This window comes from Streptomyces sp. NPDC043908, from assembly GCF_056435525.1.
The window spans coordinates 62,837-86,293 of record NZ_JBWKEI010000020.1; the positions used below are offsets into that span (position 1 = coordinate 62,837).

Annotated in this window: 21 protein-coding genes and 2 tRNA genes; 5 read left to right on the forward strand and 18 right to left on the reverse strand. The window is 72.5% G+C overall.

Going from position 1 to position 23,457, the window contains the following annotated elements; all coding sequences use genetic code 11:
• Window positions 1–709 precede the first annotated feature (709 nt).
• From AC069K_RS32405 to leuS, 3 genes are all read right to left on the reverse strand, one after another.
• Complete coding sequence (locus AC069K_RS32405) at window positions 710–1,555, reverse strand: DegV family protein (RefSeq protein ID WP_365108283.1); 846 nt, start codon at window positions 1,553–1,555, stop codon at window positions 710–712.
• A 237-nt stretch (window positions 1,556–1,792) separates the two neighbouring features.
• Window positions 1,793–2,500, reverse strand: coding sequence for a hypothetical protein (locus AC069K_RS32410; protein WP_478622149.1), 708 nt, complete (start codon window positions 2,498–2,500; stop codon window positions 1,793–1,795).
• 169 nt (window positions 2,501–2,669) lie between these two features.
• The gene (gene leuS / locus AC069K_RS32415; protein ID WP_478622151.1) at window positions 2,670–5,558 is read right to left on the reverse strand and encodes a leucine--tRNA ligase; all 2,889 of its coding nucleotides are present in this window, start codon (window positions 5,556–5,558) and stop codon (window positions 2,670–2,672) included.
• Between the two features lie 416 nt (window positions 5,559–5,974).
• Here leuS and AC069K_RS32420 point away from each other — a divergent pair, with 416 nt between their 5' ends.
• Together AC069K_RS32420 and AC069K_RS32425 are read left to right on the forward strand one after the other, a co-directional pair.
• Window positions 5,975–7,324 carry a ferric reductase-like transmembrane domain-containing protein gene (locus tag AC069K_RS32420; RefSeq protein WP_478622153.1) on the forward strand — a complete coding sequence of 450 codons (1,350 nt, stop codon included), beginning with the start codon at window positions 5,975–5,977 and terminating at the stop codon, window positions 7,322–7,324.
• Complete coding sequence (locus AC069K_RS32425; protein WP_365108294.1) at window positions 7,321–8,889, forward strand: ferredoxin; 1,569 nt, start codon at window positions 7,321–7,323, stop codon at window positions 8,887–8,889. The genes AC069K_RS32420 and AC069K_RS32425 overlap by 4 nt, the downstream gene beginning before the upstream one ends.
• Before the next feature lie 61 nt (window positions 8,890–8,950).
• On the opposite strand, the gene AC069K_RS32430 is transcribed toward AC069K_RS32425, so the two are convergent.
• Window positions 8,951–9,023 (reverse strand) — tRNA-Ala (locus tag AC069K_RS32430).
• Between the two features lie 117 nt (window positions 9,024–9,140).
• Between AC069K_RS32430 and AC069K_RS32435 the strand changes: the two genes are divergently transcribed.
• Window positions 9,141–10,373: a glycosyltransferase 87 family protein gene (locus tag AC069K_RS32435; protein ID WP_478622156.1), complete on the forward strand. Its 1,233-nt coding sequence runs from the start codon at window positions 9,141–9,143 to the stop codon at window positions 10,371–10,373.
• On the opposite strand, the gene AC069K_RS32440 is transcribed toward AC069K_RS32435, so the two are convergent.
• From AC069K_RS32440 to AC069K_RS32450, 3 genes are all read right to left on the reverse strand, one after another.
• Window positions 10,342–10,575: a hypothetical protein gene (locus AC069K_RS32440; protein WP_067158879.1), complete on the reverse strand. Its 234-nt coding sequence runs from the start codon at window positions 10,573–10,575 to the stop codon at window positions 10,342–10,344. The two genes, AC069K_RS32435 and AC069K_RS32440, sit on opposite strands and share 32 nt — an antisense overlap.
• Window position 10,576: 1 nt before the next feature.
• Window positions 10,577–10,738 carry a hypothetical protein gene (locus tag AC069K_RS32445; RefSeq protein WP_478622158.1) on the reverse strand — a complete coding sequence of 54 codons (162 nt, stop codon included), beginning with the start codon at window positions 10,736–10,738 and terminating at the stop codon, window positions 10,577–10,579.
• A gap of 72 nt (window positions 10,739–10,810) precedes the next feature.
• Entirely contained in the window at window positions 10,811–12,259 is a 1,449-nt protein-coding gene (locus tag AC069K_RS32450) for an MFS transporter (RefSeq protein WP_478622160.1), read from the reverse strand.
• Window positions 12,260–12,353: 94 nt separating this feature from the next.
• Here AC069K_RS32450 and AC069K_RS32455 point away from each other — a divergent pair, with 94 nt between their 5' ends.
• Window positions 12,354–13,223 carry a helix-turn-helix transcriptional regulator gene (locus AC069K_RS32455; RefSeq protein ID WP_365108302.1) on the forward strand — a complete coding sequence of 290 codons (870 nt, stop codon included), beginning with the start codon at window positions 12,354–12,356 and terminating at the stop codon, window positions 13,221–13,223.
• Between the two features lie 175 nt (window positions 13,224–13,398).
• On the opposite strand, the gene AC069K_RS32460 is transcribed toward AC069K_RS32455, so the two are convergent.
• The 7 genes from AC069K_RS32460 to AC069K_RS32490 all read right to left on the reverse strand — a co-directional run bounded on the left by AC069K_RS32460 (window position 13,399) and on the right by AC069K_RS32490 (window position 17,766).
• Window positions 13,399–13,471: transfer RNA gene (locus AC069K_RS32460), tRNA-Ala, on the reverse strand.
• Between the two features lie 174 nt (window positions 13,472–13,645).
• The gene (locus tag AC069K_RS32465) at window positions 13,646–14,305 is read right to left on the reverse strand and encodes a histidine phosphatase family protein (protein ID WP_358837548.1); all 660 of its coding nucleotides are present in this window, start codon (window positions 14,303–14,305) and stop codon (window positions 13,646–13,648) included.
• Complete coding sequence (gene rsfS, locus AC069K_RS32470) at window positions 14,302–14,736, reverse strand: ribosome silencing factor (RefSeq protein WP_365108305.1); 435 nt, start codon at window positions 14,734–14,736, stop codon at window positions 14,302–14,304. Before rsfS ends, AC069K_RS32465 begins: the two co-directional genes overlap by 4 nt.
• 78 nt (window positions 14,737–14,814) lie before the next feature.
• Window positions 14,815–16,614, reverse strand: a complete 1,800-nt coding sequence (locus tag AC069K_RS32475) for an LCP family protein (protein WP_478622162.1) — start codon at window positions 16,612–16,614, stop codon at window positions 14,815–14,817.
• Between the two features lie 14 nt (window positions 16,615–16,628).
• Window positions 16,629–17,249, reverse strand: coding sequence for a nicotinate-nucleotide adenylyltransferase (gene nadD / locus AC069K_RS32480; protein WP_358837545.1), 621 nt, complete (start codon window positions 17,247–17,249; stop codon window positions 16,629–16,631).
• A 38-nt stretch (window positions 17,250–17,287) separates the two neighbouring features.
• Window positions 17,288–17,452 carry a hypothetical protein gene (locus AC069K_RS32485; RefSeq protein WP_190092478.1) on the reverse strand — a complete coding sequence of 55 codons (165 nt, stop codon included), beginning with the start codon at window positions 17,450–17,452 and terminating at the stop codon, window positions 17,288–17,290.
• Between the two features lie 89 nt (window positions 17,453–17,541).
• Complete coding sequence (locus tag AC069K_RS32490; protein ID WP_365108347.1) at window positions 17,542–17,766, reverse strand: hypothetical protein; 225 nt, start codon at window positions 17,764–17,766, stop codon at window positions 17,542–17,544.
• A gap of 108 nt (window positions 17,767–17,874) precedes the next feature.
• Between AC069K_RS32490 and AC069K_RS32495 the strand changes: the two genes are divergently transcribed.
• A complete protein-coding gene (locus tag AC069K_RS32495; protein ID WP_365108312.1) occupies window positions 17,875–19,026 on the forward strand; it encodes a M48 family metallopeptidase in 1,152 nt (383 codons plus the stop codon).
• A 36-nt stretch (window positions 19,027–19,062) separates the two neighbouring features.
• Here AC069K_RS32495 and AC069K_RS32500 read toward each other — a convergent pair whose 3' ends face one another.
• The 4 genes from AC069K_RS32500 to AC069K_RS32515 form a co-directional block, all read right to left on the reverse strand.
• Entirely contained in the window at window positions 19,063–20,136 is a 1,074-nt protein-coding gene (locus tag AC069K_RS32500; protein WP_365108315.1) for an SCO2583 family membrane protein, read from the reverse strand.
• Window positions 20,137–20,360: 224 nt separating this feature from the next.
• Window positions 20,361–20,933: an SCO2584 family spore wall biosynthesis protein gene (locus AC069K_RS32505; RefSeq protein ID WP_365108318.1), complete on the reverse strand. Its 573-nt coding sequence runs from the start codon at window positions 20,931–20,933 to the stop codon at window positions 20,361–20,363.
• A 154-nt stretch (window positions 20,934–21,087) separates the two neighbouring features.
• Complete coding sequence (locus tag AC069K_RS32510; RefSeq protein ID WP_358836977.1) at window positions 21,088–22,371, reverse strand: glutamate-5-semialdehyde dehydrogenase; 1,284 nt, start codon at window positions 22,369–22,371, stop codon at window positions 21,088–21,090.
• A 349-nt stretch (window positions 22,372–22,720) separates the two neighbouring features.
• Window positions 22,721–23,206 (reverse strand): hypothetical protein, encoded by a 486-nt coding sequence (locus tag AC069K_RS32515; RefSeq protein WP_358836978.1) that lies wholly within the window; start codon window positions 23,204–23,206, stop codon window positions 22,721–22,723.
• Window positions 23,207–23,457 lie beyond the last annotated feature (251 nt).

A 23,457-nucleotide genomic window follows, 5' to 3' on the forward strand; every position in this document is an offset into this window, starting at 1 on the left:
GGCCAGACTTCTCGGCGTGAGCCCGCACCGCGCCTGCACCCACACGGGCAGCCGCTCCCGCAGAGCCACCCAGGCCCGTTCTCGTACACGGGTGAATGCCGGGCGGGAAGCCGCAGTTGGCGGAGTCGGAACAGGTCCAAGCCCAAGCCCAGGCCCAGCCCCAGGCCCAGGCCCAGGCTCGAGTTCAGGGGGCGGGTAGGAGGTCGGAGGTGAGAGAGCGCGTCCGGGTGGTGCGGCGACGGCCGCGACCGGCGCGGGCGGATCTGTCGGCGGGGCCGCCGGGAGCAGCGCCTCCGCCCGCCGCCGCGCGGCCGTTCCGGCAGAGGCACGGATCTGGGCGCCGCGTGGGCGACGGCCGTGACCGTGGCGGACACGGCCGTCCGAACCCGAAGCGCGGCCCGGCCCGCTCGTTGCGATGCGTGGTGATCGGATAGCCATGCCACGACGGTAGGCAGGTCCGGCCGAACCCGCTGATCATGCTCAATTCCCGTGGAAAACCCCGTGATTGTGGATAACTCCGCCACCCTCACGGGTGACGCACACCAGCCGCCGCTGACGTCCACACCGGCACCCGCCGGTTTTCGTCACAAGCGGCCGGACCGTCAAACCCGCAGGTGGACAGGGCCGTCAGACCGGCCGGGGTAGGCAGGTGGCCACGCCAAGCACCCCGCACCCCCCACCGCTCCCGCGCCCCCACCGCCCCACGCCCTCAGCGCGGCGAGACCACAGCCCCCAGCAGTCCCGGTCCCGTGTGCGCGCCGATCACCGCGCCGACCTCGCTGACATGCAGGTCCGCGAGTCCCGGCACCCGTTCCCTCAGCCGGTCCGCGAGCACCGCCGCTCGTTCGGGCGCGGCGAGGTGGTGTACGGCGATGTCCACCCGGCTCGTCCCGGCCCGGTCGACGACGATCTCCTCCAGCCGGGCGATGGCCCGCGAGGCCGTACGCACCTTCTCCAGCATCTCGATGCGTCCGCCCTCCAGCTGGAGCAGCGGCTTGACCGCGAGCGCCGAGCCGAGCAGCGCCTGTGCCGCGCCGATCCGGCCGCCCCGGCGCAGATAGTCCAGGGTGTCCACGTAGAAGAAGGCGGAGGTGCCCGCCGCGCGCTTCTCGGCCGCGGCGACCGCCTCGTCGAGGGTGCCTGCCGCCTCGGCCACTTCGGCGGCCGCGAGCGCGCAGAAGCCCAGGGCCATCGCGACCATCCCGGTGTCCACCACCCGTACCGGCACGGCAGCGCTCTTCGCCGCCAGTACGGCCGCGTCGTAGGTCCCGGAGAACTCGGCCGACAGGTGCAGTGAGACGATCCCGGTGGCCCCGGACTCGGCCGCGGCCCGGTAGGCGGCGGCGAACACGTCGGGGCTGGGCCGCGAAGTGGTCACGGAACGGCGCTTCTGCAGGGCCAGGGCGAGGGAGCGGGCCGAGATCTCGGTGCCCTCCTCCAGCGCCTGATTGCCGAGGACGACGGTCAGCGGCACCGCGGTGATGCCGTGCCGGTCCATCGTCTGCGGCGGCAGGTAGGCCGTTGAATCGGTGACGATCGCGACATGGCGGGACATGAGCGGGAGGTTACCCGCCGGGGCCGCCACACGGCAGCCCGGCCCCGGCTCAATGATCGGTTCGGACCCGCCTTGACCGGTTCGGACCTGCGTACGCGCCGGGCGGCGGGCCGTTCAGGGCGCCCGCACCCCGCTCGCACGCTCCACCCCGTGCGCCCCGGACCATACTCGTACCCATACCCGGACTGGTCCCCGCGCCGGTACCAGTTCCCCTGTCCCTGCCCGGACCCGGACCCGTCAGTTGGTCGTCTCCGGCTTGGCCGTCTTCTGCCACGGATACACCGGCGTGGGCTTCACCGCGCCGATCGCCTGCGGGGCCGGGGCGGGGGCCTCGGCGGGCGGGGGCGACGCGGGGGAGGCCGGTTCGGCCGCTGTGGCGGAGACTCCTGTGGTCGGCCCCTTCGTGGCCCAGTCCCGCAGCGCTCCGGACTCGACCTCGATCTCCGCGCTCAGCGCCGCCAGGTCGTCCTCGGCGAACTGCCGGGCGCGGTCGCGGGCCGCCCAGCGCAGCGAGTCCGCCGCGTGCGTGATCCGCTCGGTGCGCTCGCGCAGCTCGGGCATCCGCTTGCCTGTGCGCTGCTTGTCTGGCTCGCGCTCCAGGCGCTTGAGCTCCTCGTCCAGCTCGTGCCCATGGCCGCTCAGGCGCTCGAAGAGGGTCAGCGACTCCTTCAGGGACGCGTCCTGCTCCGCGCCCGCGTGGAGCGCTTCCTGGGTGGCCCGCATGGAGGTGCGCAGGGAGAGCCGGAGCTGCGCGAGCTCGCCGCCGACCCCGACCTGGCCGAAGCTCTTGGCCCGGAGGGTGGTGTCCTCGACGGTCTTGCGGGCCTGGGTGACCGTGCGCTCCACGCCGCGCTTGGCGGCGCCGACCGCCTTCACCGTCAGGTACACGCCCAGCACGACGAAGGCCACGAACAGCAGAGCCATGATCGCGATCGCGGCTTCCATGAACGTCCCCTCATCGGCGGTCGGCCTGCCTTCACCGGCGCACTCCGCCGGCTCCCTCCCACCGTAAACGGCCCGGGCGGGTCGGGGGTTCCCCGGCGACCCCCAACCTGCCCGTAGGGGAAACCCCCAGTGCCGCTCGGCCGGTCGGCCCGCTCAGCTCGTCAGCCGGTCACGCGGGGACGATGTTCACCAGCTTCGGCGCCCGCACGATGACCTTGCGGATCCCGGCGCCGCCCAGCGCCGCGACGACCGCCTCGTCGGCCAGGGCCAGCTTCTCCAGCTCCTCGTCGGAGATGCTCGGCGGGATCTCCAGGCGCGCCTTGACCTTGCCCTTGACCTGCACGACGCAGGTCACGGTCTCGTCGACGACGTACGCGGGGTCCGCGACCGGGAAGTCCTGGTGGACGACCGAGTCCTGGTGGCCCAGCCTGCGCCACAGCTCCTCGGCGATGTGCGGGGCCAGCGGCGCCACCAGCAGCACCAGCGGCTCCGCGACCGTGCGCGGCAGCGGGCCGCCCGCCTTGGTCAGGTGGTTGTTCAGCTCGGTGATCTTGGCGATGGCGGTGTTGAAGCGCATCTCCGCCAGGTCGCCGCCGGCGCCGTCGATCGCCTTGTGCAGGGCGCGCAGGGTCGCCTCGTCCGGCTCGGCGTCGGTGACGGTGACCTCGCCGGTCGCCTCGTCGACGATGTTGCGCCACAGCCGCTGCAGCAGGCGGTACTGGCCGACCACCGCGCGCGTGTCCCACGGGCGCGACACGTCCAGCGGGCCCATCGCCATCTCGTACAGGCGCAGGGTGTCCGCGCCGTACTCGGCGCAGATCTCGTCCGGAGTGACCGCGTTCTTCAGGGACTTGCCCATCTTGCCCAGCTCGCGCTTGACGGGCTCGCCCTCGAAGAAGAACGTCCCGTCGCGCTCCTCGACCTCGGCGGCGTGCACCGGGAAGCCGCGGGCGTCCCGGTAGACGTACGCCTGGATCATGCCCTGGTTGTACAGCTTGTGGAACGGCTCGGCGGACGAGACGTGCCCCAGGTCGAACAGGACCTTGGACCAGAAGCGCGCGTACAGCAGGTGCAGCACGGCGTGCTCGGCGCCGCCCACGTACAGGTCGACGCCGCCGTGCGGCTGGCCCTCGCGCGGGCCCATCCAGTACTGCTCGATCTCGGGGTCGACCAGCTTCTCGCTGTTGTGCGGGTCCAGGTAACGCAGCTCGTACCAGCAGGAACCGGCCCAGTTGGGCATGGTGTTGGTCTCGCGGCGGTACGGGCGCGGGCCGCGGCCGTCGCCCAGGTCCAGGGTGACGTTCACCCAGTCCTCGTTGCGCGACAGCGGGGTCTCCGGCGAGGTGTCCGCGTCGTCCGGGTCGAACGTGCGCGGCGAGTAGTCCTCGACTTCGGGCAGTTCCAGCGGCAGCATCGACTCGGGCAGCGAGTGGGCGACGCCGTCCTCGTCGTAGACGATCGGGAAGGGCTCGCCCCAGTAGCGCTGGCGGCTGAACAGCCAGTCGCGCAGGCGGAAGTTGACGGTGCCCTCGCCGATGCCGCGCTCGGACAGCCAGTCGGTGATCTTCGCCTTGGCCTCGGTGACGCCCAGGCCGTCCAGGGAGATCTCGGCGTTGGCGGAGTTGACCAGCCTGGCGTCGTACGAGGCGAAGGCCTCGTCCCAGGTGTTGGCGTCGGTGCCGCGGTCGTCGGACGGCTCGACGACGCAGCGCATCGGCAGTTCGAAGGCGCGCGCGAAGGCGAAGTCGCGGGTGTCGTGCGCCGGAACGGCCATGATCGCGCCGGTGCCGTAGCCCATCAGGACGTAGTCCGCGACGAAGACGGGGACCTTGTCGCCGCTGACCGGGTTGACCGCGTACGCGCCGGTGAAGACGCCGGTCTTCTCCTTGGCGTCGGCCTGGCGCTCCACGTCGGACTTGGACGCGGCGAACGCGCGGTACTTGGCGACGGCCTCAGCCGGGGTGGCGTGGCCGCCGGTCCACACCTCGTGGGTGCCCTCGGGCCAGGCGGCCGGGACGATCGCGTCGACCAGCTCGTGTTCGGGCGCCAGCACCATGTAGGTGGCGCCGAACAGGGTGTCCTGGCGGGTGGTGAAGACGGTGATGGCGTCGGCGCCGCCGGTGACGGTGTCGACGGCGAAGTCCACGCGCGCGCCCTCGGAGCGGCCGATCCAGTTGCGCTGCTGCAGCTTGATGGCCTCGGGCCAGTCCAGCGCGTCCAGGTCGTCCAGCAGGCGGTCCGCGTAGGCGGTGATGCGCATGTTCCACTGGCGCAGCTTGGCCTTGAAGACGGGGAAGTTGCCGCGCTCGGAGCGGCCGTCGGCGGTGACTTCCTCGTTGGCCAGGACGGTGCCCAGGCCCGGGCACCAGTTGACGGGCGCGTCCGAGGCGTAGGCCAGGCGGTAGCCGCCCAGGACGTCGGAGCGCTCGGCGGGGCTCAGCTCGCTCCACGCGCGCGTACCGGGAGCCTGCCGCTCACCGCTCTCGAACTGGGCGACCAGTTCGGAGATCGGGCGGGCCTTCTTCGCCTCGGTGTCGTACCAGGAGTTGAAGATCTGGACGAAGATCCACTGCGTCCACTTGTAGTACTCCGGGTCGATCGTCGCGAAGGAGCGGCGCCGGTCGTGGCCCAGGCCCAGGCGGCGCAGCTGCGCCTTCATGTTCTCCATGTTGGCCTCGGTGGACACGCGCGGGTGCGTGCCGGTCTGCACCGCGTACTGCTCGGCGGGCAGGCCGAAGGCGTCGAAGCCCAGGGTGTGCAGCACGTTGTGGCCGGTCATGCGCTGGTGACGGGCGAAGACGTCCGTGGCGATGTAGCCCAGCGGGTGGCCGACGTGCAGTCCCGCACCCGAGGGGTACGGGAACATGTCCATGATGAACTTCTTGGGCCGGGCGGCGACCGCCGGGTCCCCGGCCAGGTCACCGCTGGGGTTCGGCGCCGCGTAGGTGCCGTGCGCGTCCCAGAAGTCCTGCCAGCGTGCCTCGATGTCGGCGGCCATGGCGGCCGTGTAGCGGTGCGGCGCCACCGGCTCTGCGGCAGCGGAATTCGTCTCGCTCATGATCCTTAAAGCTCCATCGATCGTCTCTGCCAGCGGCTGCGACATTCACCAAACGAAAAAGCCCCTCGCACAGGAGGGGACGCCGCGCCGATTCCGACCGGCTCTTCTCATCGGTCGGGACTGATCAGCGCGGCTCGCTAAGCAGAAGGCGTACGGCACGCATGGCGTCAGGGTACCGCAGGCCCCGCACGGCCCGCACTGAGCGTTCACGGGGCGCCCCAACGAGCGCGGCCGGAAGAGGTTACTCCGCGTACCGACCTCTTCTGGGGCAACCACTCAAACGCCGTACTGCTTGGTATGAGGCGACCTAGCATGCGGCCACGGGACCACTTTGCTGAACGTTTCGGAGTCGCCCCATGAACCCTCACAGTCCCCGCTCCACCCCGACACGGAAAATCCCGTCCCTGAAAGGACGGGTGAAAGGAGGAACGTCCGGCGCGATGCTCATCGCCTCGGCGGTGCTCATACCCGTGCTCGCCGCCACGACCGGCGGCGGTTTCCGTGCCGCGCTGGACTTCACCACCGGCGTCCTGTCGCTGGTCTGTCTGACCTCCTCGGTCGTCTGGGGCCTGCTCGCCACCGACCGGCTGCTGATGACGACGCGCCACCGGCTCGTCGCCCAGGCCGTGCACCGCGCGACCGCGGTGTCCTCCATCGGCTTCCTGCTGGTCCACGTCACCGTCAAGATCGCGGTCGGTCATGTGGGACTGCTCGGCGCCCTGATCCCCTTCGGGCTCGGGGTGACCGGCTCCGACGGACTGATCGGCCTCGGCTCCCTCGCCGCGGTCCTCATGGTCGTCACGGCCGCCACCGGCGCCCTGCGCAGCGCCTTCGCCCACCCCGACCGGGTGGCGGGCCACTGGCGCTCGGTGCACATGCTGGCCTACCCGGCCTGGTGCTTCGCGCTGGTCCACGGCCTGTACGCGGGCCGTCAGGCGGCCGGCTGGGTCGTCACGCTCTACAGCCTGTCGCTGGCCGGTGTGGCCGGCGCCCTCGTCGTCCGCTCGCTGCCGCGCCCGGCGCGCCGTCGTCTCGTGCGGTGGCTGGCGCCGCTCCTCGCGCGCGTGGAGGCGGCCCAGGCGATCGCCCCGGACGCCTCCACCCCCCAGCCGCACCCGGCCGATCCCGCCTCCCCCCGCTACGAGGCGCCCGCGCCGCATCCGTACCCGGCGGACGCGTTCGCGACCGACCGGTTCACCGCCGAGCGCGACCCGGCCGATCCGCTCACGTCCGATCCGTACGAGAGCCAGGAGCTCCAGGGGACCGGCCGGCGGCGTGCCGTGCCCGCCGCGGCGCCCGCGCCCGGCATCTCGGCCGCCTACCGGGCGGTCTCCCTGGCCCCCGCTCCGCCCCCGTACGCCCCGAGCTGGCCGACGCCCACCCCGCGTCCGCCGGAGAACATGCCGCTCCAGGAGAACGGCTTCACGGACCTCGGCGGGGGCCTGACCGACGGCGACCCGGCAGGCAGCGGCCTCTCGGGGACGGCCTACACCGATCCCGCCCGCGGCACGGCGGACTATGGCTCCCCGGCCTACGACGCCACGGCCTACGGCGCCGGGCCCTACGGCGGGGCGGATCCCGGCGGCTTCGACGAGACCGCGCCCCTGCCGACCGTCCCCTACGAAGACAACGGCGCCGCCTTCGACGCTCCGGGGCCGTTCCCCGGACCGGCCGCGCCGCAGCCCGAACCCTCCCCCCAGTCCAGCCCGTTCCACCAGCCCGTCGCCGGTGAGCCCTGGCACAGCCCCGCAGGAGACCGCCCGTGAACGCGCCACTGCCCGACGTCCCCGAGGTGCGGGTCGTCGGACTCCCGCAACTGACCGCGGGGTTCGACCTCGTCGAGCGGCTCGGCCTGGAGATGCACCTGAAGGTGCACGGCCCGCTGGAGCCGGTTCCCGGCGAGCAGCTGGCCCAGCTCGCCGAGGAGATCTCGCTCAACGGACGCGGCGGCGCCGGGTTCCCGTTCGCCCGCAAGCTGCGCGCGGTCGCCAAGTCCGCGATCCGGCGGGGCGTGCGTCCGGTCGTGGTGGTCAACGCGAGCGAAGGAGAGCCCGCCTGCCGCAAGGACACGGTCCTGGTGAACCGCGCCCCCCATCTGGTCCTGGACGGCGCTCTGCTGGCCGCTGAGGCCCTCGGAGCCCGCACCCTGGTCGTCGCCGTGACCCGGGATTCCACGGAGGCCTCGATCCGCGCGGCCTTCGCGGAGCGGGGGCTGGCCGACCGGCGCGGGTCCGCGCTCCGCGCGCGCGTGCTGCGCACTCCGGAGCGGATGGTCTCCGGCGAGGCCTCGTCCGTGATCCGGGCGGCGGGCGGCGGCCCCGCGCTGCCGCCGGGGCGCAAGGTGCGCGCCTCGGACACCGGGATCGGCGGCGCGCCGACGCTGCTGTCCAACGCGGAGACGTACGCGCAGCTCGCCGTGGCCGCCCGGGTCGGCCCGCGCCGCTACCGCCACTCGGGGCTGCCCACCGAGCCCGGCACGGTCCTGCTGACGCTCTCCGGGGCGGTGGCCCGGCCGATGGTGGTGGAGGTACCGACGGGCGTGCCGCTGCGGTACGTGCTCCAGCTGGCCGGGGCGCCGCCGGTGCCGCAGGGCGTGCTGACCGGCGGCTACCACGGCAGCTGGCTGGACGCGGCCGCCGCGCACGACGCGGTCATCTCGCGGGACTCGCTGGCGGCGCTGGGCGGCGCGCTGGGCGCGGGCGCGATCCTGCCGATCGGCCCGGAGACCTGCCCGCTGGGCGAGGCGCTGCGGATCGCCAACTGGCTGGCGGCCGAGACGTCGGGCCAGTGCGGCCCGTGCCGGCTCGGTCTGCCGGCCGCCGCGGGCGGTCTGGCGGACGTGCTCAACGGCGGCGGCCCGGCCGCCCTGGAGGCGCTGCGCGAGGTGACGGGCGCGGTCAAGGGGCGCGGTGCCTGCAAGCACCCGGACGGCTCGGCCCGCTTCCTGGCGTCCACCGTCAACGCCTTCACCGACGACCTGGCGGCGCACGTCCTGGGCGGCGGCTGCGGCCGCCCGACGCTGGGCCTGCTGCCGCTGCCCGGCGACGGCTACCAGGAGGAGGGCATCCCCAGCGGCGAGAAGGTGCTGGTCGACTGGACGCTGTGCGAGGGGCACGGGCTGTGCGCGGACCTCATCCCGGAGCTGATCCGGCTGGGCGCCGACGGCTACCCGGCGGTGGCCGACGCGACCGTCCCGATGCATCTGCGGGGGCGCGCGCAGCGAGCTGTGCGCCGGTGCCCCGCGCTGGCGCTGCGGATCGAGGGGGCGCCCGCCGAACTGCCCGCGCTGGCGGCCCCGGCCCGCAAGGCCCTGGGCAGCGGCCGCGGTTGACCCGCTGAGCCGTAACGGCGAGAAGGCGGCCACCCGGATCGGGTGGCCGCCTTCTTCACTGTGGAGCTAAGGAGAATTGAACTCCTGACCTCCTGCATGCCATGCAGGCGCTCTACCAACTGAGCTATAGCCCCTTGCTGTGTTCGCCGCCCGGTTTCCCCCGGCGACATCGAGAACATTACACGGTCCCCCCGGCACTCCACCAAATCGATTGCCGTTCTGTACGGACAGGGCCGGTAACGTCCCCTTTCGTGACCGTGAACGTGCTCGCGCACACCGCCGCCCGTCTCACCCCCGTCCGCCGCCCCGTGGCGCTCGCCGCAGCGGCCTGCCTGCTCTCCTTCGGTGCCTTCTGGGCCGCCCAGCGGGCCGCCGGCGTCTCCATGATCGATCTGATGGTCTACCGGGCGGAGGGCGGCGCCGTACGGGCCGGGGCGGACCTGTACGCGATGCGCGCCACGCGCGCGGGGCTGCCCACCACCTACCCGCCGTTCGCCGCGCTGCTGTTCACGCCGCTGACGCTGCTGGGCGTGCCGGAGATGCGCACGCTCGCCACCGCGGCGAACCTCGCCCTCCTGGTCGCGCTCGCCCGTCTGTCGCTGCGGCTGGTGGGACGGGAGCGGCCCGGCGCGGCACTGTGGGTGGCGGCGCTCGCGGTGTGGTGCGAGCCGGTGTGGACGACCCTGCGCTACGGCCAGATCAATCTGCTGCTCGCGGTCGCCGTCCTGTGGGACCTGACCCGGCGCTCCGGCCACCGGGGGGCGGGCACGGGCATCGGCCTGGCGGCGGCGGTGAAGCTCACTCCGGCCCTGTTCGCCCTGTTCCTGCTGCTCACCGGTCTCGTACGCGCGCGTGGAGCGGGCCGGAACCCGTGGCTGCGGCAGGCGGCGACGGCGCTCGCGGTGTTCGCCGGGGCGACGCTGGCCACCGCTCTGGTGCTGCCCGCCGACTCGCGCCGCTTCTGGACGTCCACGGTGTTCCAGGCGAGCCGGGTCGGCCGCGCCGAGGACACCGCCAACCAGTCGCTGCGCGGGGTGCTGGCCCGGCTGCTGCACACCGCGGAGCCGGGGGCCTGGTGGGCCGCCGTCGCGGCCCTGACCGCGGGACTGGGACTGGCCGCGGCGGTACGGGCCGAGCTGCGCGACCGGCGGGCGGAGGCGGTGCTGTGCTGCGCGGCCACGGCGCTCCTGGTGAGCCCGGTCTCGTGGTCGCACCACTGGGTGTGGTGCGTGCCGGGGCTCGTGGCTCTCGGGACCCGCCGCGCCGGCGGCGCCCTGGTGGCGCTGGTCTTCGGCTCGTACGCCCTGTGGTGGGTGCCGCACGGGGAGGGCCGCCCCGAACTGGCGCAGGACGGATGGCAGATGGCGCTCTCGGCGCTCTATCCGCTGGCCGGGGCGGTGTGCGTGGCGGCGGTGGCCCTCGGGGCGGGTCTGGGCGGCGAAGCCGCCGGGGTCAGGCCGTGGCGAAGGAGTAGAACCTCTTGAGGGTGCAGTGCGCCTCCAGGAGGCGGCCGTAGATCGGCTCCCCCTCCAGCTCCCGGTAGGTCTCGATGGGGTCGCCTTTTATGATCAGCGCCCGCGCGCACTCCTCGCACCAGTACTGGTAGTCGGCGTTGACCGGTTCCATGTCCCGGACGATCGGCGTACCGCTGCCGCACCAGTCGCACTTCCGCCTGTGTGCACCCATCTCAGCTCCAGCTGTGGCCGCAGGCCGTGCACACGTAGGAGAGGCTTCCGCGGTCGCCGAGCAGCCGCGCGACCGGGGAGGAGGCGCGCGAAGGGCGGCCGGCCCGGGTCGCTGTCCGCGCCGTACCGGACAGGTCCGGGACGGCGTCGCGGCTCGCAGGCATCGCGGTCTCCCTCCCGTTCGGTCCGTCGTCCCCCTCCGGCCGTCACGATTCTGCCATGGCCGCGCAAGAGGGTCAGCGACGTCGTGATACGAGACCCGTCAGCGCTCCCACCAGTGCCGCCGCGGACAGCGCGAGAGAGCATGCCCACAGCGCGCCGCCGGAGGTGTGCGCCCCCGTGGTGAGCCGGTTCAGGAAGAGCGTCCCGAAGGCCGCGACGCCGATCAGCTGGCCCAGCTGGTTCACGGTGGCGAGCAGCCCGCTGGCGTCCGAGGCGTCCTCGGGGCGCACTCCCGCGAGCGCGCCCGCGAAGGTGGGGCTGAAGGCGAGCGCCAGACCGGCGCCCACGCCCGCGTACGTCACGTAGACGACGAGCCCGCCCGTGCCGCCGCCGCGCTGGAGGGCGCCGGTGGCCAGGGTGGAGACCGCGGTCAGCGCGAAGCCGGCCGGCACCAGGGCCCGTTGCCAGCGTGCGGGCCAGCGCCGCCAGGTCAGCCCGACCGTGCCGAAGACCACGGCGGTCGGCGCGAAGGTCAGTCCGGCGCGCAGCGCGCTGTAGCCGAGGCCGCCCTGGATGTGCAGGGTGAGGGTGAACAGGAAGCCGGCGTTGACGGCCATCACCACGGCGATCCGGAAGACCGCGAGGCCCATGCCGGGCAGGCGCAGCACCCTGGGCGCGATCAGCGGGACGCCGCCGCGCCGGGCCAGGCGCGACTCGTACGCCCAGAAGGCGGCGAAGAGCAGCACGCTGGAGGCCAGCGACAGCCAGGCCCACAGCGGCCAGTCCTCCTCCTGGCCGAGCACGAGCGGCACCGTGAGCAGACAGACACTGGCGCCGAGCAGGACCAGGCCCGGCAGGTCGAGGTCGCGTACCCAGCGGGCCGCGCCGCGGTGCTCGTGCTCCTCCCGGGGCAGCCGGCGCACGCCGAGGACCAGCAGGACGAGGCCGAGGGGCACGTTGACCAGGAACACCGGCCGCCAGCTGGTGCCGAAGAGGTCGGCGCTGACCAGGACGCCGCCGACCACCTGCCCGGCGGCGGCGCCGGTGGCGAGGACGGCGGAGTACACCCCGAGGGCACGCGTGCGTGCCTCTCCGGTGAAGTTGCGCTGGATGAGGCTGAGCACCTGCGGGATCATCAGCGCCGACCCGGCGCCCTGCACCAGCCGGAAGGCGATCAGCTGGCCGGCCGTCCCGGCCAGACCGCAGGCGAGGGAGGCGGCCGTGAAGACGGCGAGGCCCGTCAGGTAGAGCCGGCGGTGCCCGAGCAGGTCGCCCAGCCGCGCGCCGGTGATCAGCAGCACGGCGTACGCGACGGTGTACCCGGCGACGACCAGCTGCAACGCGGCGCCGGACGCGTGCAGTTCGGTGCGGATGGTGGGGGCCGCGACGTTGACGATGAAGACGTCGAGGAGCGCCATGAACTGCGCCGCGAGCACGATCGCGAGCAGCAGCGAAGGCCGGTTGTCAGTGGCACGGTCTTTACTGAGTAGGGGACTTGGGCCCGGACGGAGTGCGGTGGTCATGGCAGCCAGCCTGACCATGCTCCGATACGGGTAACGAGAGCCCGCTGATGCTGGTACTGACAGCACCTGGCAGCGGCGGGCGAAGAGATCGACCATGGGGGACGTGACGACAGTGGCCGCACCGAACGGACGCCGCAGACCGGAACTCGCCGCCTTCCTGCGCAGCAGACGCGCGCGGGTCACACCGGCCGATGTCGGCATGCCTCCGGGCCTGCGCAGACGCACGCCCGGGCTGCGCCGCGAGGAGGTCGCCCAGCTCTCCGGAGTGGGTGTGACCTGGTACACGTGGCTGGAGCAGGGGCGTCCGATCAACGCCTCGCCGCAGGTCCTCGACGCGGTGGCGCGCACCCTGCGCCTGGACGAGCCGGAGCGCGCGCACCTCTACCACCTGGCGGACGTGCCCTGCGAGCTGGACCGGGACGCCCTGGTGGTGGAGGTGGGCCCCGAGATCCAGGGGATCATCGACGCCCTGGACCCGCATCCGGCGGTGGTCTACAACGGGCGCTACGACATCCTGGCGACCAACCCCGCCTACCGGGACCTGTTCGACATCCCGGAGATCCGGTCACTGGGCATACGCAACGTCCTGTGGACGCTGTTCACCGTCCCGGAGCCCAACTGCCCGGTGCTGTTCAGGGAGAAGGAGCTGCCGGTGATGGTGGCGACCCTGCGCTCGGAGTACGGCCGCCATGCCGGGGAGCCCGCCTGGGAGTCGTTCATCACGAGGCTCTCCGAGGCCAGCCCGTACTTCGCGCGGCTGTGGAAGAACGGCGACGTGGTGCCGCCGGGCCCGAGGGTGAAGACCTTCCGGCACCCGGCGGTCGGTGAGATACGGATGACGTCGGTGTCGCTGTCCATCAACGGGATGCCGGAGTGCCGGATCGTGACCTACACACCGAACGACGAGGAGAGCGGCGCGCGCACGGCGGCGTTGCGCGACATGCGGGAGAAGATCTGGGCGTGAGGCGGCCGCGCGGGCACGGGGCTGGGCGGCCGCCTCACCCTCGCGGGCACCCGTGCGGGCCCGTGGGGGCGTACGAGAGGAGTGCGCGGGGTGAGCGGGGGGGGGTCGGCGGGGGCGGCCAGGAAATGCGGAAATCCCGCCCGGTCGAACCGACCGGACGGGATTTCCCCACCTGTGGAGCTAAGGAGAATTGAACTCCTGACCTCCTGCATGCCATGCAGGCGCTCTACCAACTGAGCTATAGCCCCGCTGTTCGCTGTGTTTCGCGCGTTCCCGCGCCGCGAACAAGAAGAACTTTAGCCTGTGACCTGCCGGAAAGTGAAATCCGGTGGTCGCACCGCCCCGGGCGGGCGTCCGGCGTGCCCGGCGGCGGCCCGCAGGCCGCCGCGGCACGGCCGGCTCCGGCCCCGGTCGGCCCGCCCTCAGTCGTCGTCGCCGAAGACCGGCTCGGGGAGGGTGCCGGCGTTGTGCTCCAGCAGGCGCCAGCCGCGCGCGCCCTCGCCGAGGACGGACCAGCAGCAGTTGGAGAGCCCGCCCAGGCCCTCCCAGTGGTGCGACTCCAGGCCGAGGAGGCGGCCGATGGTCGTACGGATGGTCCCGCCGTGGCTGACCACGACCAGGGTGCCGTCGTCGGGCAGCTTGTCGGCGTGCGCGAGCACCACCGGGGCGGCCCGGTCGGCCACCTCGGTCTCCAGCTCGCCGCCGCCCCGGCGCACCGGCTCGCCGCGCTTCCACGCCGCGTACTGCTCGCCGTAGCGCTGGACGATCTCCTCGTGCGTCAGGCCCTGCCAGGCGCCCGCGTACGTCTCCCGCAGAGCGGCGTCGTGGGTCACCGGCAGCCCGCACACCGCGGCCAGCTCCTGGGCGGTCGCCGCCGCCCGCTGGAGGTCGGAGGCGATGATCGCGTCCGGCTTCAGGGCCGCCAGCAGGCGCGCCGCGCGGCGCGCCTGGCCGAGACCGGCTTCGGTCAGCTCGATGTCCGTGGAGCCCTGGAAGCGGCGCTCCAGGTTCCAGGCGGTCTGGCCGTGCCGCCACAGGACGACGCGGCGGCCGCGGCCCGGTTTCGTGTCGCTGCCGTTCAGCTCAGCTCACCGTCCTCCGTCCCACCGTGCAGCTGGGCGTGCTCGGCGGCCTTGCCGCGGGTCTTCAGCGCGTCCTCGGGAAGCGGCAGCTCGGGGCAGTCCTTCCAGAGCCGCTCCAGGGCGTAGAACACGCGCTCCTCGCTGTGCTGGACGTGCACGACGATGTCCACGTAGTCGAGCAGGATCCAGCGGGCGTCGCGGTCACCCTCCCGGCGCACCGGCTTGGCGCCGAGCTCCTTGTTCAGGCGCTCCTCGACCTCCTCCGCGATCGACTTGACCTGGCGGTCGTTGGGGGCGGAGGCGAGCAGGAAGGCGTCGGTGATCGACAGCACGTCGCTGACGTCGTACGCGATGATGTCGTGCGCGAGCCGGTCGGCGGCCGCCTGGGCGGCGGCGGTGATGAGCTCGATGGAACGGTCCGTGGCGGTCACAAGCTGGCTTTCGTCGGCGGTCAGATCGATTCAGATCGTTCTCCAGGGTCTCACGGACCGCCGACAGCCCCGAAAGGATTACTTGATCTTGTAGTCCTTGCCGAGCACCACGGTGACGTCCGCGTTGGCCGCGGCCTTGCCCTGCCGGACCGCTCCGGCCGGCAGCCCCAGTGTTTTGGCCACCTCTTCGGCCTTCGCCTTCTGGCTCGCGTCACCGTAGGTGACGGAGGACGACGCCGCCGTGCCCGTGCCCCCCGCGTCGATGACGGCGTAACCGCCGTTCACCAGGGCGACCCGGGCCTTCTCCGCCGCCTTCGGGGTGCCACTGGCGTTGCTGACGCCGACACGGACCGCCGAACCCTTGTCGGGCGCGGTGACCGAACCGCCCAGGATGTCCTTGACCACGCTGTCACCGGCCTGCGCGCTGAGCGTGCCGTCCTGCTGCACCGGCAGCAGCGCCGTCTTGTAGGCCCCGACCTTGGCGTGCTCGGCCAGCTTGGCCAGCGCGCCACCGAGGTCGGCCTCGGGCAGCGAGGGGTCGAGGATCTGCGCCAGCGTCTGCACGGTGATCGTCGCGGCCTTCGGATCGTCCGAGATCTTGCGCAGCACCCCGTACATCACCTGCCCGAACCGCTGAAGCTGCTTGGCCTCCGCCTCACCGGGCCCCTTGTACGTGGCGTACGCCACGGCCATCTGCCCGGTCAGCGTCTGGTCCTCGCCCTTCTTCACCACGGGGGCCGAGCCCGCCTTGGTGCCCGGCACGTCGGCATCCGTACTGATGTCGATGTTTCCGACCAGGTCGACCAGGTTCTCCAGGAACGGCGTGTCCAGCCGCCAGGTGCCGGTGATCTTGGTGCCGAGCAGGGTGCCGAGTGCCTCGCGGGTCCCTTGCGAGCCGTCGCCGTCCACCGACTTGCCCAGCGTGGTGCGGGTGCCGTCGTCGTTGGAGACGGCCAGCGTGTTGGGCAGCAGGACGGTGGTGCCCTGCTTGGTGGTCGCGTTGTTGACGAGCAGCGCCGTGGAGGTGCCGCCCTTCTGGGTGTTGTGCAGATGGACGACGATCACGTCCCGCTTCTGCGCCCCGACCGCGACCGCCGGCTTCCCGGAGTCCGAGGACGAGGACAGACCGGGCAGCTTGCCGGCCGCCCACAGGTAGCCGACACCGCCGACCACCGCGAGCGCGAGAACCACGACCAGCGCGACCACCCGGTTGCGGCCGCGGCGCCGCGCCTCCTCGCGCCGCTCGGTGCGGCTCTCGGTGAACTTCAGCCAGTCGATGACGTCTTCGGAGTCCTCGTCGGGCTCCTCGATGAACGAGAACTGCTCGGTGCGGTAGTCGCGTTCGTCCTTGCGCTGCTGCGGCAGCACCGGGACCTGCTCGGCCACCGGTTCGGGCTCGGGCTCGGCCTCCCGCACGGGGGCCTGCGCCTGCGCGGACGCCTGGGCGGCCTGGGCCTGGGGCTGCTCGCGGCCCCACTGCTGCGTGTCATAGCCGTACCCCTGGTGCTGCTGGGGCACGGAGGGCTGTGCGGGCTGCCCGTACGCGTCGTATCCCGGGCCGGAACCGGCACCGGGACCCGAACCGGAGCCGGAGCCGGAGCCAGAGCTACGGTCGTAGTCATAGTCGTAGTCGTACGAGGGCTGCTGCTGGGCGTAGGGGTCGTACCCGTAGCCGCCCTGCTGACCGTGCTGCTGCCCCTGCTGGTGAGCCTGATGGTCCTGCTCGGACTGGTGGGTCTGCTGCGGCTGGGCATGGCCGTACGGGTCGTACGAACCCTGTTGGGGCACCTGCTGGTACACCGGCTGGCCGTACTCGTCATAACCGACAAGCCGCACCTGCGGCGCATAGGGGTCGTAGGGGTCCTGTCGGTCGTTCACCGGGTGCCCTTCTCTCACTCGCCGCGGTAGAGCTGGCGCTTGTCGATGTAGCGCACCACACCGTCCGGAACCAGATACCAGACCGGGTCGCCCTGCGCGACCCTCGCCCGGCAGTCCGTCGACGAGATGGCCAGAGCGGGCACCTCCACCAGCGACACCCCGCCCTCGGGCAGACCGTCGTCCGTCAGTATGTGGCCGGGCCGGGTCACCCCGATGAAGTGGGCGAGCGAGAACAGCTCGTCCACGTCACGCCAGGTCGTGAGGATCTGCGAGAGCGCGTCGGCGCCGGTGATGAAGAACAGGTCCGCGTCACTGTTGAGGGAGCGCAGATCCCGCAGCGTGTCCACGGTGTACGTCGCGCCGCCGCGGTCGATGTCGATCCGGCTCACCGAGAACTGCGGGTTGGACGCGGTCGCGATGACCGTCATCAGATACCGGTCCTCGGCCGCGGAGACGTTTTTGTGGCTCTTCTGCCACGGCTGCCCGGTCGGTACGAACACGACCTCGTCCAGATGGAACTGGGACGCCACCTCGCTGGCGGCCACCAGGTGTCCGTGGTGGATCGGGTCGAACGTTCCGCCCATCACGCCGATGCGCCGCTTGACCGGACCGGTAGGCACTTCCTGCTCTCCCATGCGTGCAGAGCCTACTGGCCCGGTGGAAACGCCCCGACTCAGCGGTCGCGGTTGAAGCGCGTGGTGATCCACAGCAGGAGCAGCAGCGCGAACAGCGCGCCGCCACCGGTGACGTACGGGCTGAGGCTTTCGTGGTTGCCACCGTGCTCGGCGCCCTCGGCGAGGGTGACCAGATGCGTGGCGGCGGTGCTGGTGAGGCTCATCGTCAGCAGGACCTATCCGGGAGTCGGAGCGGAGACTTCGGGCACATCGTATGCGGGCCGCCCGGGCACTCTCACGCCGACTCAGCCGTTCAGTCCTTGACGACGCCCTCCGCGTCGGGGCCCGCGCCCCGGCCCGGCTCGCCGTCCGGCCCGGCCGCGGCCGCGTCGCCACCGTCATCCGACCGGTAGCCGCGCAGCAGCAGCCAGGCGAGGCCGCCCGCACCGAAGATCGACACCAGCAGCAGGATCCGCAGCACATTTCCGGGTCCCTGCTGGTCCGAGGCGGCGGCGAGAAGCGTGACGGCGTCCGTCATGGCAGGTGTCTCCTTGGTTATCCACAGGCCCCCGCCCCACGGTAGCCCCACCGCCTAGGGTGGATGTCGTCAGGGGGACGAGCCGAGACTCTCCGACAGGGGGACACCATGACCGACGACTTCCAGGACAGCGTGCCGAGCAGGCAGCGCCGCCGCTTCCCCGGGATCTCCTCCCGGGCCTACGAACACCCCGCCGACCGGTCGGCGCTGGTGGCGCTGCGCAGGCTCAGCGGCTTCGACACGGTCTTCAAGGCGCTCAGCGGGCTGCTGCCGGAGCGCAGCCTGCGCCTGCTGTTCCTCTCCGACTCCGTGCGCGTGAGCGACGCCCAGTTCGCCCACCTCAACTCGATGCTGCGGGACGCCTGTTACATCCTGGACCTGGAGAAGGTCCCCGCGATGTACGTGACGCAGGACCCCCGGCCCAACGCGATGTGCATCGGGCTTGACGAGCCGATCATCGTCGTCACCACCGGCCTCGTGGAGCTGCTCGACGAGGAGGAGATGCGCGCCGTCGTGGGCCACGAGGTGGGCCACGCCCTGTCCGGCCACTCGGTCTACCGCACAATCCTGCTCTTCCTCACCAACCTGGCGCTGAAGGTCGCCTGGATCCCGCTGGGCAACGTGGCCGTGATGGCGATCGTGACGGCGCTGCGGGAGTGGTTCCGCAAGTCGGAGCTGTCCGCCGACCGGGCCGGACTGCTCGTCGGCCAGGACCTCCAGGCCTCGATGCGGGGCCTGATGAAGATAGCCGGCGGCAACCACCTCCACGAGATGAACGTGGACGCGTTCCTGGAGCAGGCCGAGGAGTACGAGGCCGCCGGCGACCTGCGCGACTCCGTCCTGAAGATCCTGAACGTGCTGCCCCGCTCGCACCCGTTCACCACCGTGCGCGCGGCCGAGCTGAAGAAGTGGGCCGAGAGCCGTGACTACCAGCGCCTGATGGACGGCCACTACCCCCGTCGTGAGGAGGACAAGGACACATCGGTCTCCGACTCGTTCCGCGAGTCCGCCGCCTCGTACGCCGAGACGGTCCGCACGAGCAAGGACCCGCTGATGAAGCTGGTCGGCGACATAGCCGGCGGCACGGCGGACCTGGGCGGCAAGCTGTACGGCAAGTTCACGGGCGCGGGGTCCGCCTCGCGCGCCTCGGACCGGCCGAAAGGCGGGGAGCGGGACGGTCAGCAGGACCGGCCTTCCGGCCCGGCGGCGGACGGCGAGGGACCGGGCGGGGCACAGGAGGGGCCGGGTCGGGACGCTTAGGAAGGCTTAGGGACGCTTGGAGCTGTCCGGGGGTTTCTACGGCGTCGGCTGGGCGCCGGTGGCGAGAGTGCCGCAGAGGGCCGCGGTGGCGGGACCGGTCGCGTACGGGTCGGTGCCCGCCGGGCCGGTCGCGCTGGTCCGCTCGCCCGCGAGCAGCGGCCGCAGCTGTGCGGAGACATCGGCCGAGCAGGCCTGCGGTCCGGCCTCCACATAGCTGAACTGCAGCTCGACCCGGTGCAGCCGCAGGTCGTCGCGGTCGAAGCGGAAGTGCAGCTCGCGGCGGACGGTGAAGAGCGAGGCCGCCTTGTCCTGGCCGGAGGCAGCCGGCCGCAGGGCGTACGTGAAGGTGTGGTCGGACGTCACGTCGAGGGTGTCCCGGCCGGACTCGGCGTAGCGGAAGGTGCCCTGCACACGCACCTCGGTGTCGGCCAGTGCGACTTTGGCCGGATCGAAGCGCACCAGCCAGCCGGTGGCGGCGTGCCGGCCGTCGTCGGCGGGGTTGTCGATGCTCTGGTCGAACTGGGTGACCAGCTCGGGATCGAGCAGAGCCCGCACCTGGTGCACGGACTTCCCGGTCAGGACCTGGGGGTCGAGGGAGGACTGGACCAGATACTCCTTGGCGGTGGTCACACCGGCGATGATCTGGCTCTCGGAGAAGTGGGCGGTCCTGCGGACGGCCGGGAGGTTGATGCCGTCGGCGCCGGTGCGGAACTGGGCGGCCGGGCTGTGGTCGAAGAGACGGGCGACGTCGATGCCGGGGACGACGGTCTGCGGGGCCAGGGGTATGACCGTCATGCGCAGGGGCTCGGCGGTGACGCTGCCGCCACCGGGCTGGTAGGGGTGGCGCAGGCCCATGTACACGGCGGTGCCGAACGCGATGAAGAGGAGGACGGCCAGCGCGACTATCTGTTTGGTGAAGGGCCTGAAGGACCAGCTGGACCGGCTGCGCACCGCGCGCGCGTGCTCGCGCATCCGTTCCTGAGCGGAGAACTCCTGCAGGCGGGCAGCGCGGACGAACGACTCGTCGAACACGACGGATCGGTACTCGTCCTCACCTCCGCCGGGGAGGCCCTCCGGGGTCCCCTCGGGTGGCTCTCCACGCCCTGCCATACCTTCAGGGTAGGTCGCGGGAGGGGCCGGTAAACGCGCTGCTACGCGACAAGTTCTGACGAGTTCCCACGCGGTTGTGCGGGGTGGGGTCAGAGCCTGGTCAGAAGACGGTCAGATCGCCGTCGGCGCGGGGGAAGGGCCTGGTCAGGCGTGGGGTGGGTGGGGTGCGGGGGGTGGGTGGGGAGGGGGTGGGGGCGGGGGGGGAGGGCCCCCACCCCCCGCCCTCAAGGTCGTCGGGGTACCGCCGCGACCGCCGGGGCCGAGTAGTCCGCCGAGGCGGTGGGGCCGGCGGTGGCTGGAACGGGTGGTCCGGACTTGTCCACGTTGCTGGTGGCGGGGGGCGGGGCGGGGTCCTCGCGGCTGTTGGAGCCGCCGCGGTAGACGGCTGCGAAGGCCAGGGCGACCATCCCGATGCCCATGATCAGGGCGAGCAGCCAGGCGACGGGGCGGTGCCAGCGGGCGCGGCCGCGGTAGGGGCGCAATACGCCGCCGTGCGGGCCGTAGGGGCCGGCGTCGGCGCCGCCGGGGAAGGCGGTGCCGTAGGCGTCGGTGTCGCGGGCCGGGTAGGGGAAGTCGTCGTCGGCTCCCGCGCCGGCGCGGGCTCGGGCCGCTTCGGCTTCGGCGCGGGCTTGCGCGGCGGCCAACAGCCGTTCCACGGCGCTCGGTTCGTGGATCTGCGCGGCCCGTACGAAGTCCTCGTCGAAGACCACGGAGGCGAACGCGTCGTCCGCACCTCCGCGGTCGTCGTCGGGCTCCCAGCCGTTCGGGAACGGCTTGCCCCCCACGTCGTCCGGCACGGGTTCAGACTAGCCCCGTAGCGGATGTTTTGGGCAGGGAGTGTCCGAACTCTCCCCCTCGGTTGACTCTCCCCCTCGGTTGACACGCCGGATGCCGCCCCCGCCCGGCGCGCGGGGCGGGGCCGCCCCGCTCCCCCCGGCCGGATCCATGCCGTTATCGCACGTGTCCGTCGCCGGTGACGATGTACTTGGTGGAGGTGAGCTCGGGCAGGCCCATGGGGCCGCGGGCGTGGAGCTTCTGGGTGGAGATGCCGATCTCGGCGCCGAAGCCGAACTGGCCGCCGTCGGTGAAGCGGGTGGAGGCGTTCACGGCGACGGTGGTGGAGTCGACCAACTGGGTGAATCGGCGGGCGGCGGCCTGGGAGGTGGTGACGATCGCCTCGGTGTGGCCGGAGGTCCACTGCCGGATGTGGGCGACGGCGGCGTCGAGGGAGTCGACGACGGCGGCGGCGAGGTCGTAGGAGAGGTATTCGGTCTCCCAGTCCTCGGCGGTGGCGGCGACGACGGTCGCCTTGGTGGCGTCGGCGTAGGCTTGGACGCGCGGGTCGCCGTGGACGGTGACGCCGGCCTCGGCGAGTGCGTCGAGGGCGCGGGGCAGGAAGGCGTCGGCGATGTCGCGGTGGACGAGGAGGGTCTCGGCGGCGTTGCAGACGGAGGGGCGGGACGCCTTGGAGTTGATGAGGATGTCGACGGCCATGTCGAGGTCGGCCTGGGCGTCCACGTAGACGTGGCAGTTGCCGGTGCCGGTCTCGATGACGGGGACGGTGGACTCCTCGACGACGGTGCGGATGAGGGAGGCGCCGCCGCGCGGGATGAGGACGTCGACGAGGCCGCGGGCGCGCATCAACTCGCGTACGGAGTCGCGGGATTCGCCGGGGACGAGCTGGACGGCGTCGGCGGGCAGGCCCGTGCCGGCGACGGCGTCGCGCAGGACGCGGACGAGGGCGGTGTTGGACTCGTACGCGGAGGAGGAGCCGCGCAGCAGGACGGCGTTGCCGGACTTGAGGCAGAGGGCGGCGGCGTCGACGGTGACGTTGGGGCGGGCTTCGTAGATGATGCCGACGACGCCGAGGGGGACCCGGATCTGGCGCAGGTCGATGCCGTTGGGGAGGGTGGAGCCGCGGACGACTTCGCCGACGGGGTCGGGGAGGGCCGCGACGTCGCGTACGTCGGAGGCGATGGCGCGGACGCGTTCGGGGGTGAGGGTGAGGCGGTCGATGACGGTCTCGCTGGTCCCGGCGTCGCGGGCCTTGGCGATGTCGAGGGCGTTGGCCTCGACGATCTCCTCGGTGCGGGCTTCGAGGGCGTCGGCAATGGCCAGGAGCGCGTCGTCCTTGGCCGAGCGCGGCAATGGCGCGATATCGGCGGCGGCCGTGCGGGCCCGGTGGGCGGCCTGGGTGACCGGGGACTGGTTCTCGTCGGGAGAAAACGCGCTCATGTCCGCAGGGTAGTGCGCCGGGCGGCCGTGTTCCGCACGGATTCCACGTGCCGAGACGGGGCTCTCACGGTCCGGTCGGGCGGGGGGTGCGGGTCGGTCGGGTCGACCGGCTCGTACGGGCCCGTGGGCGCCGGGGATCGCGGGCGGTGGCGGCGCTCCGTAAGGCGGGGCACCCGGACCCGGCGCGTCCAGAACCACGCCCCCCGGACCCGGCGCATCCAGATCCGGACTGCCCCCTACCGGCGCATCCAGAAACAGACCGCCCACCACTGGCACGTCCACCACCGGCACGTCCCGCACCGGCCCGCCCACCGGCCACTCCAGCACCGCTCCCTCCCGCCTCACCCCCTCAAAAGGGATGAACCCCCACGGGTGCGGCTGGAGGGGGGCCGTAGCCCTCGGCGAGGCGTTGGTGGTAGGTCTCGCGGTCGATGACCTCCAGGCCGACGATCTCCCAGGGCGGGAGTTTGGCGGTGGAGCGGTGTTCGCCCCACAGGCGCAGGGCGACGGCCGCCGCGTCGTGCAGGTCGCGGGCTTCTTCCCAGTAGCGGATCTCGGCGTGGTCGCCGGCGTATCTGCTGGTCAGTAAGAAGGGGTGGTCGTGGGCGAGCTGCTCGAGGCCGCGGCGGACCTCTTTGAGCGGGGTTTCGGCGCCGGAGACGCTGAGGGTGATGTGCCAGAGCCTGGGGGTGTCTCCGGGCTTCTCCCGCTCCTCGGTCTGTGTGATGTCGGTCCCCGTGCCCACGCTGGTCAGGGTCCGCCCGTCCTCCCCCACGGCCCTGCGGGCGTGGGTTCCCCCGACTCGGGGCGCCGCCCCCGGGCGCGCTCGTCTCACCGGCGGCCTCCTGTGATGCTGCGATGCGTTGTCGTACCCCCCGCGGGCCACCCCCGCAGGCCACCCCCGCAGGTCACCCGCGGGTCGCCCCGTGGGCTCCCGGCGGGCCACCCCGCAGGTCACCCGCGGGTTACCCCATGGGTCTCCCCGTGGGCACCCTGCGGGCCACCCCGTGGGTCTCCCCGCGAGTACCCCGCAACAAAGTTGACCAGTCCTGGCAGGGTCGCGGGGCGGTTTTCGTGAAGGTGTCG